The organism is Lutibacter aestuarii, from assembly GCF_042676885.1.
Classification (GTDB): Bacteria; Bacteroidota; Bacteroidia; order Flavobacteriales; family Flavobacteriaceae; genus Lutibacter; species Lutibacter aestuarii.
In genome coordinates this window covers 373,381-391,258 of record NZ_JBHTIC010000005.1, presented here as the reverse complement: position 1 = coordinate 391,258, position 17,878 = coordinate 373,381, and the positions used below count along the sequence as shown (strand labels likewise).

Genomic DNA, 17,878 nt, shown 5'->3' with positions numbered 1-17,878 from the left:
TATGACCGCAAATTTTGAATTTTTAGATTATTTCATATTTATAATCTATGCACTATTAATTTTAGGTGTTGGTTTATGGGTGTCAAAAGATAAAAAAGGACATCAAAAAAATGCTGAAGATTACTTTTTAGCGAGTAAATCGCTGCCTTGGTGGGCAATAGGAGCATCCTTAATAGCTGCTAATATTTCTGCAGAACAGTTTATTGGAATGTCTGGTTCAGGATTTGCTTCTGGTTTAGCAATTGCTTCTTATGAGTGGATGGCGGCTATCACATTAATTATTGTTGGGAAATACTTTTTACCCATTTTTATTGAAAAAGGCTTGTATACAATTCCTGAATTTGTTGAAAAAAGATACTCTACCAATTTAAAAACCATATTAGCAGTATTTTGGATTGCGCTATATGTATTTGTAAACTTAACGTCGGTACTATATTTAGGTTCTTTAGCACTTGAAACAATTATGGGAATTCCTATGATGTATGGTGTAATTGGTTTAGCTCTTTTTGCAGCGGCCTATTCATTATATGGCGGTTTATCAGCGGTAGCTTGGACCGATGTAATTCAGGTAGTGTTCTTGGTTTTAGGAGGTTTAGCTACAACTTATCTAGCTTTAAACACCGTTTCTGATGGACAAGGAGTTGTAGAAGGAATTAAAACAGTTTACAATGCAGTACCTGAAAGATTTGCAATGATATTAGATGAATCAAATCCAGAATTTAAAAACCTTCCTGGACTGGGAGTTTTAGTTGGAGGAATGTGGGTAGCAAATTTATATTATTGGGGGTTCAATCAATATATTATTCAACGTACTTTGGCTGCAAAATCTTTAAAAGAAGCACAAAAAGGGATTTTGTTAGCGGCTTTTTTAAAGTTAATCATTCCTTTAATTGTTGTAATTCCTGGAATTGCAGCTTATGTAATGGTAAATGATCCTGAAATTATGATGAGACTTGGAGCTGAAGGATTACAAAATTTACCTTCGGCAGAGCAGGCTGATAAAGCCTACCCTTGGTTGTTACAATTTTTACCAACAGGTTTAAAGGGTGTTGCTTTTGCTGCATTGGCAGCCGCTATTGTATCTTCTTTAGCCTCTATGCTAAATTCAACTTCAACAATATTTACAATGGATATCTATAAACAATATATTAATAAAACAGCAAGCGATAAAGCAACGGTTAATACTGGAAGAATTTCTGCTGGAATTGCATTAATCATTGCTTGCATTATGGCTCCTTTGTTAGGTGGTATAGATCAAGCTTTCCAGTTTATTCAAGAGTATACTGGAGTGGTGAGTCCAGGTATTTTAGCGGTATTTATGTTGGGATTATTTTGGAAGAAAACAACTAATAAAGGTGCTATTATTGGTGCTCTAACTTCAATTCCAGTAGCAATGTATTTTAAAGTTGCTCCAAAGGGTTGGTCAACAAATTCAATCTTTGTAAATGTTCCTTTTATGGATCAAATGGCATATACTTTAATTATTACCATGATAGTTATTGCTCTTGTAAGTTATTTTCAAAACAAAGGAGCAGATGATAAAAAAGGAATTGCTATTACTTCAAATTTGTTTAAAACAAGCCCAATATTTAACGTTGGAGCCTTTGCAGTGATGATAATTTTAGTTGTTCTTTATTCACTATTTTGGAAATAATAATATAAGTTTAAGTTAAAAAAGAGTTGGCAGTTGTCAGCTCTTTTTTTGTATATTTGAGATGAATTCATCTTTTATATATGAAAACTTTTAAAAATAGCACTACTCATACAAAATCTTACAGACAGTTATTTGAGTGCCTTATGTTTTTTACTGTCATTTCATAATTATTTTTAGAGTTTCCTCAAGCATTTTTTTAGAGACCTTATCCAATACTTTTTAATTATGAAATCCAAATCTGTATTTATACAACCAGAAAGACCAGCTTCAGTTCAAGGTAATTTTTATCAACCAATAAATAATAACATTGGCCCAGGGATGAATGAACGAATTCAAAAACTGAGAAAATTAAGTTTTGAAACCGAACCTACCTTATCAATAGAAAGAGCATTAATCCAAACAAAATTTTATAAAGCTAATTTTGGAAAATATGCAACCCCTGTACTAAGAGGGTTAAATTTTTTAGAACTATGTAAACAAAAAAGTATTTATTTAGGAAATGATGAATTAATTGTAGGTGAACGAGGTCCAAAGCCAAAAGCAGTTCCAACATTTCCTGAACTTACCTGTCATAGTGTTGAAGATTTCCACGTGTTAAACACTAGAGAAATGCAACGATACACTATTTCTAAAAAAGATATTACTACTTATAAGAATGAAGTAATTCCTTATTGGAAAGGGAAATCAATGCGCGAAAGAATTTTTAGTCATGTTCCAAAACAGTGGAGTAAATTATACGAAGCAGGTTTGTTTACTGAATTTATGGAGCAAAGAGCTCCTGGACATACAGCTTTGGATGGAAAAATTTATAAAAAAGGCATGTTGGATTTTAAAAAAGAAATACAACAACAAATAAATCGTTTAGATTTTTTAAATGATCCAGAAGCTACTGATAAAAAAGAACAATTAGAAGGAATGAAAATTTCTTGTGAAGCAGTCATTATTTTTGCCGAACGACATGCCGATTTAGCGGAAAAGCTAGCGAATGTAGAAACTGATTCGAAAAGAAAACAAGAACTGTTAAAAATAGTAGAAGTATGTAGGTGGGTGCCTGCAAATGCACCTCGTAATTTTTATGAAGCCATACAAATGTATTGGTTTGTGCATTTAGGAACTATTACAGAATTAAATGGTTGGGATGCTATGAATCCTGGTCATTTTGACCAGCATTTAACACCTTTTTACGAAAAGGAATTAGCCGAAGGTACTTTAACAAGAGAAGAAGCAAAAGAATTATTAAGTTGTTTTTGGATAAAAGTAAATAACCATCCTGCACCTCCAAAAGTAGGAATTACAGCCAAAGAAAGCGGTACATACAACGATTTTACTAATATTAATATTGGAGGAGTTAAAAGTGATGGTTCAAATGGTGTTAGTGAAGTTTCGTATATTATGTTAGAAATAATTGAAGAGTTACACATACTTCAACCTGGAAATTCGGTACATATAAGTTCTAGAACTCCAGATCGGTTTTTAAAAGAAGCATGTAAAGTAATTCGTCAAGGACACGGATATCCTTCCATTTTTAATCCAGATATTTACATTCCTGAGATGTTACGACAAGGAAAATCTCTAGAAGATGCTCGAGAAGGAGGTTGCAGTGGTTGTATTGAAGTAGGTGCTTTTGGAAAAGAAGCCTATATTTTAACAGGCTACTTAAATGTTCCAAAAATTATTGAAATCACATTGAATAATGGTGTAAATCCATTAACAGGTAAACAGGTTAGTATTAAAACGGGAGATCCAAGAGATTTTAAAAGTTATAATGAATTGTATGAAGCTTTTAAAACGCAACTAAATTATATTGTAAATCAGAAGATTTTAGTAAGTAATTATATCGATAGGATGTTTGCAAAATATAGTCCTGCAACTTTTTTATCAGTAGTTATAGACGATTGTATTACCAATGGGAAAGATTATTACAATGGAGGGCCTCGTTATAATACCAATTATATACAATGTACAGGGCTAGGTACAGTAACCGATAGTTTATCCACGTTAAAAAAACACGTTTTTGAAGATAAAAATATATCAATGGATACCATTTTAAATGCAGTTTCAGTAAATTTTGAAGGAAAAGAAATTTTGCGTCAAACGATATTGAATAAAACTCCTTTCTATGGAAATGATGATGATTATGCCGATTCAATTGCGCTACAAGTATATAACGATTTATTCGATGCCATTGACGGAAAGCCAAACACAAAAGGAGAAACTTTTCATTTAAATATGTTATCAACAACTTGTCATGTATATTTCGGAAAAGTAATGGGAGCAACACCAAACGGTAGGTTAGCTCACAAATCTATCTCAGATGGAACTTCTCCATCACATGGTTGTGATACCAATGGACCTTCAGCAGTTATAAAATCATTAACCAAAATTGATCAAGTAAAATCAGGAGGCACCTTATTAAATCAGCGGTTTTTACCGAGTTTATTAAAGCGTGATGAAGATATTATGAAACTGGGTAACTTAGTACGGAGTTATTTTGCTTTAGGAGGGCATCATATTCAATTTAATATTGTAGATACAGCAACCTTATATGCGGCTCAAGAAAATCCTGAAGATTATAAAGATTTATTAGTTAGAATGGCGGGTTATAGCGATTATTTTAACGATATGAATGCCGATTTACAACAAGAAGTAATTGATAGAACAGAAAACGAATCGTTTTAAATGAGCACAGGTCTAATTTTTGATATTAAAAAATATGCTATAAATGATGGTCCTGGAATTCGATTAACCGTATTTTTTAAAGGATGTAATTTGCAGTGTAAATGGTGCCATAACCCAGAGAGTATGTCACCAAAAGTGCAAAAAATGTACAATGTTAAAAAATGTATTGGAGCATTAAGCTGTATTAAAAATTGCCCAAATAATGCTCTAAAAATGACTTCAGAGGGTATAGTTACAGATTATACTATTTGTAATTTATGTGGTAAATGTGCTGAAGTTTGTCCAACTAAAGCTTTTGAAATGTTAGGTTCTACAATTTCAATTTCTGATTTGATGCAGAAGATTGATAATGAAGCAATTTTTTTTGATCAATCAGGTGGTGGTGTAACATTTTCTGGAGGAGAACCTTTAATGCATTCAACATATTTATTGGAAGCTCTAAAAGAATGTGGAAAAAGAATGTATCATAGGGTAGTAGATACTACTGCTTTTGCAAGTTTAGAAACCGTGTTGGAGGTAGCCAAACACACGGAACTTTTTTTGATTGATTTAAAAGTAATGGATTCTATGAAACACAAAGAGTTTACAGGTGTTTCTAATCAAAAAATACTTTACAATATTGTAGAATTAGCAAAAACTAATTGTGAATTAATTTTTAGAATGCCCTTAATTAAGGGAGTAAATACGTCTAAAAAAAATATTATTGAAACTGCAAAATTTATGAATTCTTTAGAAGGAAACAGAACCGTTATTAACCTGCTTCCTTACCATAATATTGCTGAAAATAAATATAAAAAATTAGGAACTCCAAATAACAATCACGTATTTGAAGCTCCTAATATAAATGAAATAACCAATATTATTTCAATATTTAAAAATAATGGTATTTCTGCCTCTGTTGGGGGATGATTAATATCTAAACGTATAAGAATTTTATTATTCAGCTTTTGTTTTAATTATATCAACAAATACTAAAATTTGTTACCCTATTTTTAAAAATTTCTAAAATTCCAATTAGTGTAGTTGGAAGATTTTTCGAGTTTAGATTCTATTTCATCAGGTAATTCTGGGAAAAAATCAATTCCGGTTAAGTTTTCAATTTCATCAATAGTAACCACAAAGTTATACAAACCTTTTTCTGAAGCTTTGTGAGGAATTAAAAAAGCAATAGCTTTAATTTTTGGTTGATGGTAATCTAATATAATTTTATAAAATTGTGTTGGAACAGCTACTTTTTCACTGCCAATTGTTTTTAAATTTTTAGATAAAACTCCACCAGTAATCACATATAATTTATCATATTTTTGTACCCAATAACGTACTTTTTGCTCCAATCTGTTCCATATACCAGCATTAAATTCATACAATTGAGGAGTAATATTAGAAGTTAAAAAAGTTTCGTTAAAGGCTTCTTTTGAAAATTTACGATCACCAGCTGGACATAAATGACCTTTGTTATAACCAGAGTTTTTATAATTTTTGTAGTTGGCACTTTGAGTTTTTACTTTTGAATCTTTTTCAAAGTACGATCTTTTAAAATTTTGGTTTGAAAGATGTTCCAAAGTTAATTCATAAGCAACCCATTCAGCTTGTTCAAATTTTTCATTATAAGAAAGAGAATAATAATTGTGATGTATTATTTGTCCAGTGGTTGACGTAGGTAAATAGTTGAAATTTGAAGAAAAAGAAATGTTTTTTTCTTCCACATCATAATTATCATAGATATATAATATACATGCAAATAACAATGCAATTATGGCATAAATAGTTTTCCTATTTTTCACTTTTTAATGGAATTTCTTTAAAGTTAGAAGTTTTAGGTAAGTCTTCAAAAATCTTTACAAATTCAGCAGGAGGAGAAGTTAATTTACGTTTTTCTAAATCTATCCAAGCACCATAAACTTTTATTTCGGCAGAAAGTTTTCCAGCTTCATTAAAAATTTGATGATTAAAACGCCAACGTTCAATCTCTTTTGAAACTCCTTCTAATTCCATTTTTACTGTAATATTTTCACCTATATGAATTTCTTTGTAAAAAGAAGTTTCTTCTTTAAATAAAATAGGACCAATATTTAGTTTGGCAAATTCATTAATAGACAGCCCATGTTCTTGAAAATACCGAACTCTAACTTCAGCAGCATAATCATTATACGCTGTATGTCTCATATGACGATTTGGGTCAAAATCAGACCATTTTGTTTTAAATAATACTTCGAAATTCATTTGATATTTTTTTGAAGTTGCTAATTTAAGGTAAAACGTAAAAAGAGTCGAGAAATTTCTCGACTCTTTTAAAACAATTATAAACTACTAATTTAGTTAATTTAAGGTTCATTTAAAACGAACCAATCCTTTTTTTTAATTTTTTATACAACGTACAGAAAATCCAGCGCCACGATTAGGAACCATTCCCCCATAAATATTAGCATTCGCATTAAATATACGTAATGATTTAGCATCGTTTCCACTTATACTACTTGACCAGTAATAGCCTTTGTTTGAGGTGTCTAAAGACCCATTTTTGTTACGTGCACCTGCCAAAACCCATTTTAAAGGAGAGGCAAAAGCTCCAGCTGCATCATTGGTAACCCAAGTTAAACGTTCGGCATTTAATTCGGCTTCTGTAGGTAGCCTATAACCAGATGGACAAGGGTTGTTAGTTCCATTTGAGCCTTGCCAAAGTGCGTTGTTTTTAGAACTTCGCCAATCAGATTGTGAATTGCTTGTTGTTATAAATTTCCCATGTCCAGGGATGTCAGAATTGCTTAAAGTGCCTATGGTATTACTTGACCTTTTTTCATGTCCATCTGTTAAACGACCCCATTGGTATAAATAACCAAAAGCAGCAGAATCTGTTGGACTAGTACCCACTCGGGTTGCACCTAAATTTTTATTCATCCAAATTTTGCCTGTTTTTGGATTGTAAACATCTTGAATGATTCCTGTTGGAAGTTCATGAGATGTTCCAATAATTGGACCGGGTTCATGTGAAATGAATTTTTCAATATTGATATAAATTACACAAGGTTCACATTCATTTCCGCCACAAATTGGTGTAAATATTATTTTGTAAGTTCCATAGCTAGTAAAAGTATAATTAAAAGTTTTACCATTATCAGATAGTATAATGCCATCTGGATCTACAACTGTCCATTTATATTCAACATCACAATTTTCAGGATTACAAACATAATTTGGTGCTGTAAATGTGTAGTTCATGGTTGGCTTTAATTCAATTTCATTTCCACATTCAATTTTTTTCTCAAAATTTGATTGAAAATTGATTTTTTGTTTTGGGTTTTTTGGAATTTTTTTATGATATCCTTTTATAGAAACACTGTTTTCTATCCATTCACCACATTCGCAATCCCCATGTTGTGAGCAACATTCAATAATAAATGCATCACTTTTATCAAAACATAATTTTTCAGCATCTTCAACAATAAATGACCAAGATCTAGGTGGGTCACAAGGTAATGAGGTTGGAATTGTGTAGGTAAATGATCCAGTATTTGGTATTCCAGTGGCTAATACTGTATACATTGTACCATTTGTATTGTCAAATAAAGAAATAGTTACTTGACTAGATGGTGTTGAACCTGACCAATTTAAATTAATGGTATCTCCTGCACAATATTTTTGACCTTGATTGAACGGTTTGATATCAATCTCACAAGGATCTGGTTCAGTTTGTTGATTGTCTGATGAAAAACAAATTATTTTTTCACAAACATTACAATTTACATCTTTAACTTTAACTTTTAGACAGAAATAAAATTCAACATCACAACAGTCTAAATTTAAAACTTCTGGATACAAAATATCTAAATTAACTGCTCCATTTATAATGGATGGATTTCCAAGTTGCCAAGTTAAACTGCTGGTACCATTATCTCCAGTATTTAAAATTAAATTACCCAGATTTGTAGTTGAAGTAGTTAAGGTTCCAAATATGCCTAAATTTTCTGGTTTACAATCTTCTTCTAAATATTCAATGTGATAGTCTACCATAGAAATTTCTACTTCTTGTAAAGGTACACTTCCACCATTGATAGTTATATTAAAAGTTTCATTGTTTTCTTGTATTGTTGCCTCAAAATCTTCAACATCACAACATTCAGTTCCTGTTACACAGGCAGCAGGGGCTTCTTCACTTCCATAGTTGGCGTTTAATTCTACTCCAGAAGTTATCATTTTAGCAGTAACCGAAACACTTTCATTACAACAGTTTCCTCCGCCAGATTTAACTACAGGAATTGTGATGGTAAAATCATTTCCAGGAAATATTTGAGTAGTTGGATTGATGTTTATGATCAATCCTCCAGAAGTTGTAAATGGTATTGAGGTTGCAGTAGCATCTTCTATTGTTAATTGTCCATTTACTGAAACACAATCTGGTAATATATCTGTAATTACAATATTATCTAAAGGTACACTTCCATTATTTGAAACAGTTATGGTATAATTAAATGTTTGACCATTTTCAACAATCTCTGTATCAGCTTTTTTAAAAATACCTAAAATACCAACTTGATCTATTGTATAATTTACAGCGCTAGAATGTGTCCCAAAACCGGTGGTACTTGGAATACTTGCAACATTAGTTTTAGTTCCATAAAGTTGTGCTAAAACTTCAGCATTAAATTTTATGATTAAGAAATTTGATCGGTTGTAATCACAAATACCAGGCATATTGGTAATATTCCAAAACGGATTTTGTAAATCTGTGGTGTTAGCTGTTACTGGAAAAGGAGGTGAAATTGGAGCTCCAAAAGGGGGGCTGCAACTATTTCTATAGCCTCTGTTTTGGTCGGCATAATATTCATACGTAATAGTTCCTGGTAGTATTTCTAAATTTTGACCTGGCATACCAAAAACATCGGTTAAGGTTGTAGATAAATTACCTGAGCCAGAATTTCCAATCATAACACTAAATTCAATGATATCTCCAATTTGATAAATTGGTGGAACAATGGTGCTTGGAGTATTTAAAATACATTTTTTAATAGAACCTCTTGGTTCAGGTGTAGCAACATCAAAATCTACAGAAGTTGTTTTATTTTGAAGCGAGGTATCTATGGTAGGACAGTTGATAGCTGGACAAGGAGATGAACCTCCTCCAGAACCATTTCCACCTCCTGTTCCAACTGCTTGATAATCTATATTAGCTGAATTTGAAATTGTTGTACCTGAACTAGTTGTTAAATTCACTTCAAAATCTACCCATATATTAATTTCTTCGCCAGGATTTAAAATAAAACCAGAAGGCGCTGTAAATGTATAAAAGATGTTTGAATAAGGTGGTATTGAAGGTGTAACAGACCATCCTATAGGTGGGCTTATTCCTGTAATTGTTATTCCGGGAATATTAAAGTTATCTGTAATAACAAGGTTTGTCCAAGGTACATTTCCATTGTTTTTAGCCTGAATTCGATATTTTCCAGCACACCCAGGAGGAATGTTAAAATATGGATGTGTATATGGATATCCATTATTATCGTAAGCATATTTTACAAAAGATAAATCTGTATTTGGAGAAACTAACGGATCTGAATTGGCTGATATGGAACCAGACATTGTACCGCAAGTTCCATCTCCTAAGGTAAAATTATAATTTGCAACATTAGTAATTATTGAACCTTCTGGTGCACAATTTTGAAGCGTTATATATTTAGTGTAAAAAGAGTTACTAGCCATTGAATAATTTACCGTATGTACAGCTCCACTTACTACAGGTACAGAAGGACTTTCTGTTATGGTTCCTGACAGTTTATAAGTTCCTAAACCAGACCCATTTGGATTATTATGATGTAGTTTAATTTTCCAAGTGGAAAGCCCACAAGTTAAATCACCAGTTACAAATTCTTTAGAAATTGACCAATAATTTGCAGCCCTTGCTATAACATTTACAGAAGTTGTACACGTAGTAATAACACCAGCACAATCTAAAGTTACTGTAACATCAAACGTTCCAACAGTTCCATTACAAGTTATATAACCAGGAAATTTATAAAATACATTAAAATTATGACCATCATTACCGTTTAAAGTAGGGGATGGTGCATTTTGGTAGGTGCCTCCTCCCATATCAGTAAAAGGAATGGCACCAGAACTTTGAAATATTAAGTTCGATGAATTGGTTATACTAACCGTTTTTACGCAGCCAGCATCATAACTTCCTGGTAAAGTAATGTTTAAAGGGATGTTGTCTCCTGTTAAAGCTTCTGTTGGTACAGAAACTGTAACATTGTCACCGTTTAAATTGCAAGTATTTGTATTAGGTGAAGTATTTACTGCAATTTGAGATTGTATTATGGTTGTTGCAAATAAAAATACTAGCAACATATATGTTTTGTATGGATATAATATATTTTTCATGATAGTAATTTTTATTGGTTATTAAAGGTGAAACAATGAGTAAATACACACGATTTGCAATTGCTTTCTTCATAAAAGACTTTAACTTTTATACAAACGGTATATTCAATTTCACAACAACTTGGATCGAAACCAGAGATTGGGCCTGGTAAACCAATAGTTAAGTTTACAGGAATTGCACCTGTTAAGATCGAATTACTTGTATATTTTACGTTTTTTGTGGCATTGTTATTAGAACTTAGGCTTCCAGAAGCAGTTTCATTTATAAGCTGTAAAGATGTTGATCCATTAATGGTGGTTCCTGGCATTAAAAACATGCCCGATTCTTCAACAGTACTAACACCTTTTGAACAAGCTGAAGGGTTGGCTGAATAACTATAAGATTGTATTTGAAATTCAATACCATATATAGGAACACTTACATTAATATCGCCATTAAAATTAAATTGATTACCATTTGTTCCATTCAATGAAATATTAAAATTATCAAAAGAAAGATCCATTTCTTCGCATTCTTCGCAAATGCAATTAGGTAATTCATCAAAATTGACACTAACGCCTGGTTGGCATAAAATAGGACTTGGATCTAAATCATCTCCTTGTAAACCAAAACCAATTGAGGTTACACTTGCAGAAACAGTTACTTCAAAACAGTAGCTTATTGTGGTGGTGCTTGCTCCAATTTGAGTTAAAAGTGTGGGATTTGGACTCACTAAAGTATAAGATAAAGGTGAATAGGTTTGGTCGAAAACAGATAAACCTGAACTAGGGTTTGTATATGTTAAATCACCTGATGTACTTGAATAAGTTGAATCAAAACAAATTTTAAATTTTCTGTTTTCGCCTTCATATCCTAAACATTCAATTTCTTCATTTGAAATGGTAAAATCTATTTCGCAATTACTGAAAGTAAAAAACATTGGTGCTGATGAGTTTCCTGTGGATGTTTCAGTAACTTTCCATCGGTATTGACCATCACTTAATTGGTGATCTTTAAAAATTTGCAATGTATTTAAAGATGTACTTGAAGTTTTTTCAATATATATACGTTGTGATTTTTGGTTATTTCCAATTTTAGTAACTTCAATAATGTATTGAGGGTTTAAAATTTTAGTGCCAATTACTTTCCAAGTAAAATTTTTAATTTCACTTGAATTTTTAAAAACACTGTTATTTTTTGGTAAAACACCAATTATTTTTTGTTGTTTCTTGTCTTTTTTTGAAGGATTGGTAAATACAACAGAGCCACTATTTTTAGCAATCATTTTATCTTTTAATTCATTAGAAACAAAATATGGGTTTGAATTCTCTCTTGATGATTGCTTCTTATTTTTATTAGATGTGGTAAGCTTTTTGCCAAAATTATAGCTTACGCCAAAACCGTAATTAAATACTTGTGGTTGGATGTTTTTTTCGGTGTATTTGAACTCAATTTGCGTTCCATCTTGTCTAATAATATCTACTTCATTTATTACACCATCTTTATTAATATCAATAAATTGTTTACGACCATCTATGGCAGTAATTCCATCAGAAAAAGCTGACAAATAATTGGCTGTTGCATACAAACCCCAATTTGGATGTAATTTATAACCCAATCTAATACCAGCATTATAAAAACCAATATTTGATGTTTCGTTTGTATTATAATTGTAAACAGGTATGGTAGTGGAAACATCTACATTTTCGGAAGTAAAATTACCTTCTAATGAAATTGGTTTGACAAGCATGATTCCGGCTCTACCAAAAATAGTTGTTTCTAAACTGCCAAAAGTTGTTTTGTAGTTTGGACCAATGCTATAGTATGAAGTTTTCCATTTTTCAGAATTAAATTTAACAGGATAAGAAACTTCATTGGCAAAATTCCGTAAATTTCCTTCGGTTGGGTTTGAAAAACCTCCTAGAGAAATTCCTAATCCAATTTTAGAAAAATAGTAAGTTGAAGATAGTTCGATAAAACTACCATCAGCAGCATAAGAATTGTCACTAAATGTTGATGTAGCAGAAGAAATGCCAGTAGTTATCAAAACTTCAACTAAACTAGAGTTGTTTTTTTCTAGTTCTGTTATTTTTTTTTGAGAATACCCAAAGGTAACACATACAAAAAAAACAAGAATACCTAATTTTTTCATAATAAAATTTGACTTTTTGTTAATAGCTTCCTTACCATTTAATAAGGCTTTTAGTGATATATCAAAAAAAACAAAAATTGTTACCCTTATAGAAAAAAATATGAGTTCAGTATATTTTAAATTGTATTTATTATAGCATTAAAATTAGGGTTAATAATGAGTTTGATTTTTTTGATTTAATAACAAAATACAAAAAAAAAATAACTTATATTTTTTGAAGTCAAAATAGGTTGCATTAAAAATCTAAGTTTATAGGTATGGAAAAATTTTCTAATAAACATAAAAACAACCCCTTTCAATGTTTTTTATCAACGAAAGGGGTTTGATTATTAATATAAAAAGTAAAAATTAATTTTTAACTAAATGATGCTGAGGTTTAATTTTTAATTCACTTAAAACATTCAAAGCTTCTTCAACGTAAATGTCTTTTTTTAAATTTTTATGCCAAGTTTCTCTTTTTTCAGCTAAATCTTTATCACTTTCTATTAACGGCTTTTCGTATAAAGGAGAGTTAAAGGTTAAGTTAGTGGTATAATTTCTTATAGATTTATATTTTAAAGATTCATTTTTGTTGTTTTCTATATCTTTTTTGTATTCATTTAAATTTAAATAAATGATAGTGTCATCTTGAGATTTTTTTAACCATTTAGCATTTTGATTTATTAGTTTAAAATAATGGTTATTTGCTACTCGTTTTTTACTATTATTAATAGCGGTATCATAGTTTTGGTAGTTATTCCAAAGTGAATAATTGGCTTGAGGAACTTTATCAAATTTTAAAGGGTTTTCTAAATCACGTTCACCAATTTCCATATAAGTAAATCTGTCTGGTAACATAATATCAGAATGAACTCCTTCAAGTTGTGTTGAACCTCCATTAATTCTATAAAATTTTTGAATAGTCATTTTCAAAGCACCAAAATCTTCTTTTAAACTATGATATCTATTTAAGTCTAAAACACTTTGCACTGTGCCTTTTCCATAGGTTTGTTTACCCCCAATTATAACTGCTCTTTTATAGTCTTGCATAGCTGCTGCAAAAATTTCTGAGGCAGATGCTGAAAGTTCATTTACTAATACTACTAAAGGACCATCCCATTGAATTTTTGAATTTTTATCTTTTTTTATATCTGGAGCTCTATCGCGGTACTTTACTTGTACAACAGGACCTTTATCAATAAACAATCCAGTTATTTCTATAGCGGTTTGAAGAGAGCCTCCACCGTTGTTTCTTAAGTCTAATACTAATCCTTCAACGTTTTCTTTTTTCAAACGTTCAATTTCTTGCTCCATATCAGTAGCAGAATTTCTAAAGTTTTTCTCGTCAAAATCTATATAGAATTTTGGCAAATGAATCACTCCAAAAGTTCGACCTTCTTTTTTTACAATACTAGATTTTACAAAAGTTTCTTCCAATTCAACAACATCTCTAATAATTGAAATTTCTTTTATGGTACCATCTACTTTTTTAACTGTTAGCCTAACTTCAGTTCCTTTTTTACCTTTAATATACTCAATGGCATCATCTAACCTCATTCCAACAATGTCAACAGGGTCTTCATCACCTTGAGCAACTTTAGTAATTAAATCTCCTACTTCAAGTTCACCTTGTTTCCAAGCTGGACCTCCAGAAATCAATTCACTTACTTTGGTATAATCATTTTTCTTTTGAAGCCTAGCTCCAATACCTTCTAATTTACCCGCCATTGAAATATCAAAACGTTTTTTTACACTTGGATCAAAATACGTGGTATGAGGGTCAAACTCTTCTGCAATACAATTGATGAAAGTTGAAAACCAATCAGAATAGGTCAATTCATCAAATCTTTCAAAAGATTCTTTCATGCCTATTCGTGTGGCTTCTCTAGATTCTTTTTCAAGCTCATTGATAGATTTCATAACATAAGAAGCATCTTCTTTTTTCTTATCTTCTTCATCAGTTAATTTATCATATAAACGAGAAAGCGTATTAAATTTAAGTTGTTTATGCCAAACATTTAATAATTGATTTTTATTTGTTGCATATGGAGCTTTTTCATAATCAACATCTAAAATTTCATCTTTACTAAAATCGAAAGGATGTTTTAAAATTTCTTGATAGTAATTTTTAGATTCATTTGTTCGTTGTTTAAAGCGCTCATAAACTGTAAAGAAAAATGTTAAATCTTTATTATTTATTTGATCATCAATTTGTGTTTTATATTTTGAAAACTCATCAACGTCCGATTGTAGAAAATATCTTTTAGCTGGATCTAATCTATCTAAAAAGTCAAAATATATTCTTTCAGAAAAAGCGTCATTAATTTCATGAGGTTCATAATGTCCTTCTGTCAAAACATATTTTAAAATGGTTAATAAAATTTTATCTTTTGGGTCTGGGTTAGCTACAGTTTGAAAACTTGTAAATAAGCTAACAACAAAAAATAAGGGTAATAAAATTTTAAATTTTCTAATCATCATCTGTCAGGCTGTTTAAGATTGTTTTGTTAGTAACTACTAAAATAATGCCATTATTTTAGCTAGTGGTCTAATTTAACTTTTTTTTATAAATACTAAGGAAAGATTCAGAAATTTTAATGTTTTTTTATTGAACAGTTTCCTAAGTTGTATTCAAACACTATTTTAGGTGTTATTTGTTTACGGTTTTTAATACATTTTACTTTTCCACTCAAAGATTAAATTGAAAAGTTAAAAGAATAACTACTTCAAATTTTGTTTATAAAAAATAAGCATTATTTACTACAATATTAAAAAAAATTAAGACCGAAGTTTCTTTACAAAATGTTAAAGTTTAAGTTATTGTAACCAAATAAAATATAGTAGTTTTGTTATTTAATAAAATAACCATGAGTAAGAGACCTTTAATTTTAGTAACAAATGATGATGGAATAACAGCTCCAGGCATAAGAACCTTAATTTCTGTGATGAACGAGATAGGGGATGTTGTAGTAATTGCGCCTGACGGACCACAGAGTGGAATGGGACACGCAGTTACAATTAATGAAACGTTGTATTGTAATGAGGTAAAAATTGATGAAGGTCCACAACGCGAATTTAAATCTTCAGGAACACCAGCAGATTGTGTAAAATTAGCGGTTAGTGAAGTTTTAGATAGAAAACCAGATTTATGTGTTTCAGGCATCAATCATGGGTCAAATTCCTCTATCAACGTTATTTATTCAGGAACTATGAGTGCAGCGGTTGAAGCCGGTGTAGAAGGGATTCCAGCTATAGGGTTTTCATTACTTGATTATTCTTGGAATGCAAATTTTAAACCTTTAAAAGAGTTTATTAAAAAAATTGCTCTGAATGTATTAGAAAATAGCCTGCCAGATGGTGTTGTGCTAAATGTAAACTTCCCAAAAAGTGAAACATTTAAAGGGATAAAAGTTTGTAGACAAGCACGTGCAAACTGGGTGGAAGAATTTGATAAAAGAACCAATCCGCAAGGAAGAACTTATTATTGGTTAACTGGTAAGTTTGTAAATATGGATAAAGGTGAAGATACTGATGAATGGGCTTTAGCAAACAATTATATTTCAGTAGTACCTGTTCAGTTTGATTTAACAGCACATCATTTTATTCAAAAATTAAACAATTGGAATTTGTAATTTAAACGAATGAAAAAAGAAATGCTTATTGGCTTTTTAGTAGCTTTAATAGCTACATCTTTTGGGTGCTATATTTTTATTGAATTTTTTTCAAATTTTGGATTTTACAAAAGTTTAGAATTAATTAAAGAAGGAAATTTAGAAGGAAAAGTATTAATGTTAGGGGCTTTAGCAAACTTTTTTGTATTCTTTGGGTTTTTAAAAAAGAAACAAATATATAGAGCTAGAGGTGTGTTATTGGAAACGTTTTTCATTGCTTTTTTAGTCTTATTTTTAAATATATTTTCTAAATAATTTATAATGAAATATTACATAATTTCAGGCGAAGCTTCTGGTGATTTACACGGGTCAAATTTAATGAAAGAACTATTTGTAAATGATTCTAAAGCTGAAATTAGATTTTGGGGAGGTGATTTAATGCAGCAAGTTGGAGGAACTTTAGTAAAGCACTATCGCGATTTGGCGTTTATGGGGTTTGTGGAAGTTTTATTGAATATTAGAACTATTTTTAAAAATATAAATTTTTGTAAAAAAGATATTTTACAATTTAAACCTGATGTTTTAATATTGATTGATTATCCAGGTTTTAACATGCGAATTGCTGAATTTGCAAAAAAAGAAGGCATAAAAGTTCTCTATTATATTTCACCTCAAATTTGGGCTTGGAAAGAAAATCGCATAAAAAAAATAAAGCGTGATGTTGATGAAATGTATGTGATTTTACCTTTTGAAAAAGAATTTTATGAAATTAAACATCAATTTCCAGTTCATTTTGTAGGTCATCCACTAATTGATGCAATTGCAAGTAGAGCTCAAGTAAATGAAATTAAGTTTAGAAAAGAGCACCACCTGTCTAACAAACCAATTATAGCGTTATTGCCAGGAAGTAGAAAGCAAGAAATAAAAAAATTACTTTCTGTAATGTTGAAAATGGTGGAAAAGTTTGAAGGTTATCAATTTGTAATTGCTGGAGCTCCAAGTCAAGATTATAAGTTTTATCAGCAGTTTATAACTAAAGATAATGTCAAATTTATTGGAAATAAAACCTACGATTTATTATCAATTTCTTATGCAGCCATTGTAACTTCTGGAACTGCAACTTTAGAAACGGCGCTTTTTAAAGTTCCTGAAATTGTTTGTTATAAAACAAGTTGGATTTCTTATCAAATTGGAAAACGATTGATAAATCTAAAATTTATTTCATTAGTAAACTTAATTATGAAAAGAGAAGTTGTTACAGAACTTATTCAAAATGATTGCAATGAAATTAGATTAGAAAGTGAACTTCACAAAATTTTAGAGACAAAAAAACGAAACCAACTTTTTTTAGAGTATTTTGAATTGGAAAAAAAATTAGGAGGTAAAGGAGCTTCAAAAAAAGTGGCAGAATTAATTATAAAACAAAACCCTGAAATAAATTAATA

General features: G+C 30.5%; 11 protein-coding genes. 6 read left to right on the top strand and 5 right to left on the bottom strand.

The features are described from left to right. The first annotated feature begins 1 nt into the window (after position 1). From ACFQZW_RS04285 to ACFQZW_RS04275, 3 genes are all read left to right on the top strand, one after another. Positions 2-1,654, top strand: coding sequence for a sodium/sugar symporter (locus ACFQZW_RS04285; RefSeq protein ID WP_298265075.1), 1,653 nt, complete (start codon positions 2-4; stop codon positions 1,652-1,654). A gap of 225 nt (positions 1,655-1,879) precedes the next feature. Beyond that, positions 1,880-4,333, top strand: coding sequence for a trans-4-hydroxy-L-proline dehydratase (gene hypD, locus ACFQZW_RS04280; RefSeq protein WP_386781543.1), 2,454 nt, complete (start codon positions 1,880-1,882; stop codon positions 4,331-4,333). Further along, complete coding sequence (locus ACFQZW_RS04275; protein ID WP_298286007.1) at positions 4,334-5,242, top strand: glycyl-radical enzyme activating protein; 909 nt, start codon at positions 4,334-4,336, stop codon at positions 5,240-5,242. A gap of 83 nt (positions 5,243-5,325) precedes the next feature. Here ACFQZW_RS04275 and ACFQZW_RS04270 read toward each other — a convergent pair whose 3' ends face one another. The 5 genes from ACFQZW_RS04270 to ACFQZW_RS04250 form a co-directional block, all read right to left on the bottom strand. Next, entirely contained in the window at positions 5,326-6,117 is a 792-nt protein-coding gene (locus ACFQZW_RS04270; protein ID WP_386781542.1) for a DNA/RNA non-specific endonuclease, read from the bottom strand. Continuing rightward, a complete protein-coding gene (locus tag ACFQZW_RS04265; RefSeq protein ID WP_298265067.1) occupies positions 6,107-6,556 on the bottom strand; it encodes an acyl-CoA thioesterase in 450 nt (149 codons plus the stop codon). The genes ACFQZW_RS04270 and ACFQZW_RS04265 overlap by 11 nt, the downstream gene beginning before the upstream one ends. A gap of 135 nt (positions 6,557-6,691) precedes the next feature. Continuing rightward, positions 6,692-10,711 (bottom strand): hypothetical protein, encoded by a 4,020-nt coding sequence (locus ACFQZW_RS04260; RefSeq protein ID WP_386781541.1) that lies wholly within the window; start codon positions 10,709-10,711, stop codon positions 6,692-6,694. Between the two features lie 11 nt (positions 10,712-10,722). After that, positions 10,723-12,843 carry a hypothetical protein gene (locus ACFQZW_RS04255; protein ID WP_298265063.1) on the bottom strand — a complete coding sequence of 707 codons (2,121 nt, stop codon included), beginning with the start codon at positions 12,841-12,843 and terminating at the stop codon, positions 10,723-10,725. Between the two features lie 348 nt (positions 12,844-13,191). After that, a complete protein-coding gene (locus ACFQZW_RS04250) occupies positions 13,192-15,300 on the bottom strand; it encodes a carboxy terminal-processing peptidase (protein WP_386781574.1) in 2,109 nt (702 codons plus the stop codon). A 389-nt stretch (positions 15,301-15,689) separates the two neighbouring features. Between ACFQZW_RS04250 and surE the strand changes: the two genes are divergently transcribed. The 3 genes from surE to lpxB are packed head-to-tail and all read left to right on the top strand — an operon-like array spanning position 15,690 to position 17,876. Beyond that, entirely contained in the window at positions 15,690-16,454 is a 765-nt protein-coding gene (surE, locus tag ACFQZW_RS04245; RefSeq protein ID WP_386781540.1) for a 5'/3'-nucleotidase SurE, read from the top strand. A 9-nt stretch (positions 16,455-16,463) separates the two neighbouring features. Next, positions 16,464-16,748, top strand: coding sequence for a hypothetical protein (locus tag ACFQZW_RS04240; RefSeq protein ID WP_298285993.1), 285 nt, complete (start codon positions 16,464-16,466; stop codon positions 16,746-16,748). A 6-nt stretch (positions 16,749-16,754) separates the two neighbouring features. Next, positions 16,755-17,876 carry a lipid-A-disaccharide synthase gene (lpxB, locus tag ACFQZW_RS04235; RefSeq protein ID WP_298265055.1) on the top strand — a complete coding sequence of 374 codons (1,122 nt, stop codon included), beginning with the start codon at positions 16,755-16,757 and terminating at the stop codon, positions 17,874-17,876. Positions 17,877-17,878: the final 2 nt, after the last annotated feature.

Bases quoted from the DNA above. Each gene is read 5' to 3' on its own strand.
- ACFQZW_RS04265 (WP_298265067.1), bottom strand. From the start codon at position 6,556: ATGAATTTCGAAGTATTATTTAAAACAAAATGGTCTGATTTTGACCCA.
- ACFQZW_RS04250 (WP_386781574.1), bottom strand. From the start codon at position 15,300: ATGATTAGAAAATTTAAAATTTTATTACCCTTATTTTTTGTTGTTAGC.
- ACFQZW_RS04260 (WP_386781541.1), bottom strand. From the start codon at position 10,711: ATGAAAAATATATTATATCCATACAAAACATATATGTTGCTAGTATTT.
- ACFQZW_RS04240 (WP_298285993.1), top strand. From the start codon at position 16,464: ATGAAAAAAGAAATGCTTATTGGCTTTTTAGTAGCTTTAATAGCTACA.
- ACFQZW_RS04255 (WP_298265063.1), bottom strand. From the start codon at position 12,843: ATGAAAAAATTAGGTATTCTTGTTTTTTTTGTATGTGTTACCTTTGGG.
- lpxB (WP_298265055.1), top strand. From the start codon at position 16,755: ATGAAATATTACATAATTTCAGGCGAAGCTTCTGGTGATTTACACGGG.
- ACFQZW_RS04285 (WP_298265075.1), top strand. From the start codon at position 2: ATGACCGCAAATTTTGAATTTTTAGATTATTTCATATTTATAATCTAT.
- surE (WP_386781540.1), top strand. From the start codon at position 15,690: ATGAGTAAGAGACCTTTAATTTTAGTAACAAATGATGATGGAATAACA.
- hypD (WP_386781543.1), top strand. From the start codon at position 1,880: ATGAAATCCAAATCTGTATTTATACAACCAGAAAGACCAGCTTCAGTT.
- ACFQZW_RS04275 (WP_298286007.1), top strand. From the start codon at position 4,334: ATGAGCACAGGTCTAATTTTTGATATTAAAAAATATGCTATAAATGAT.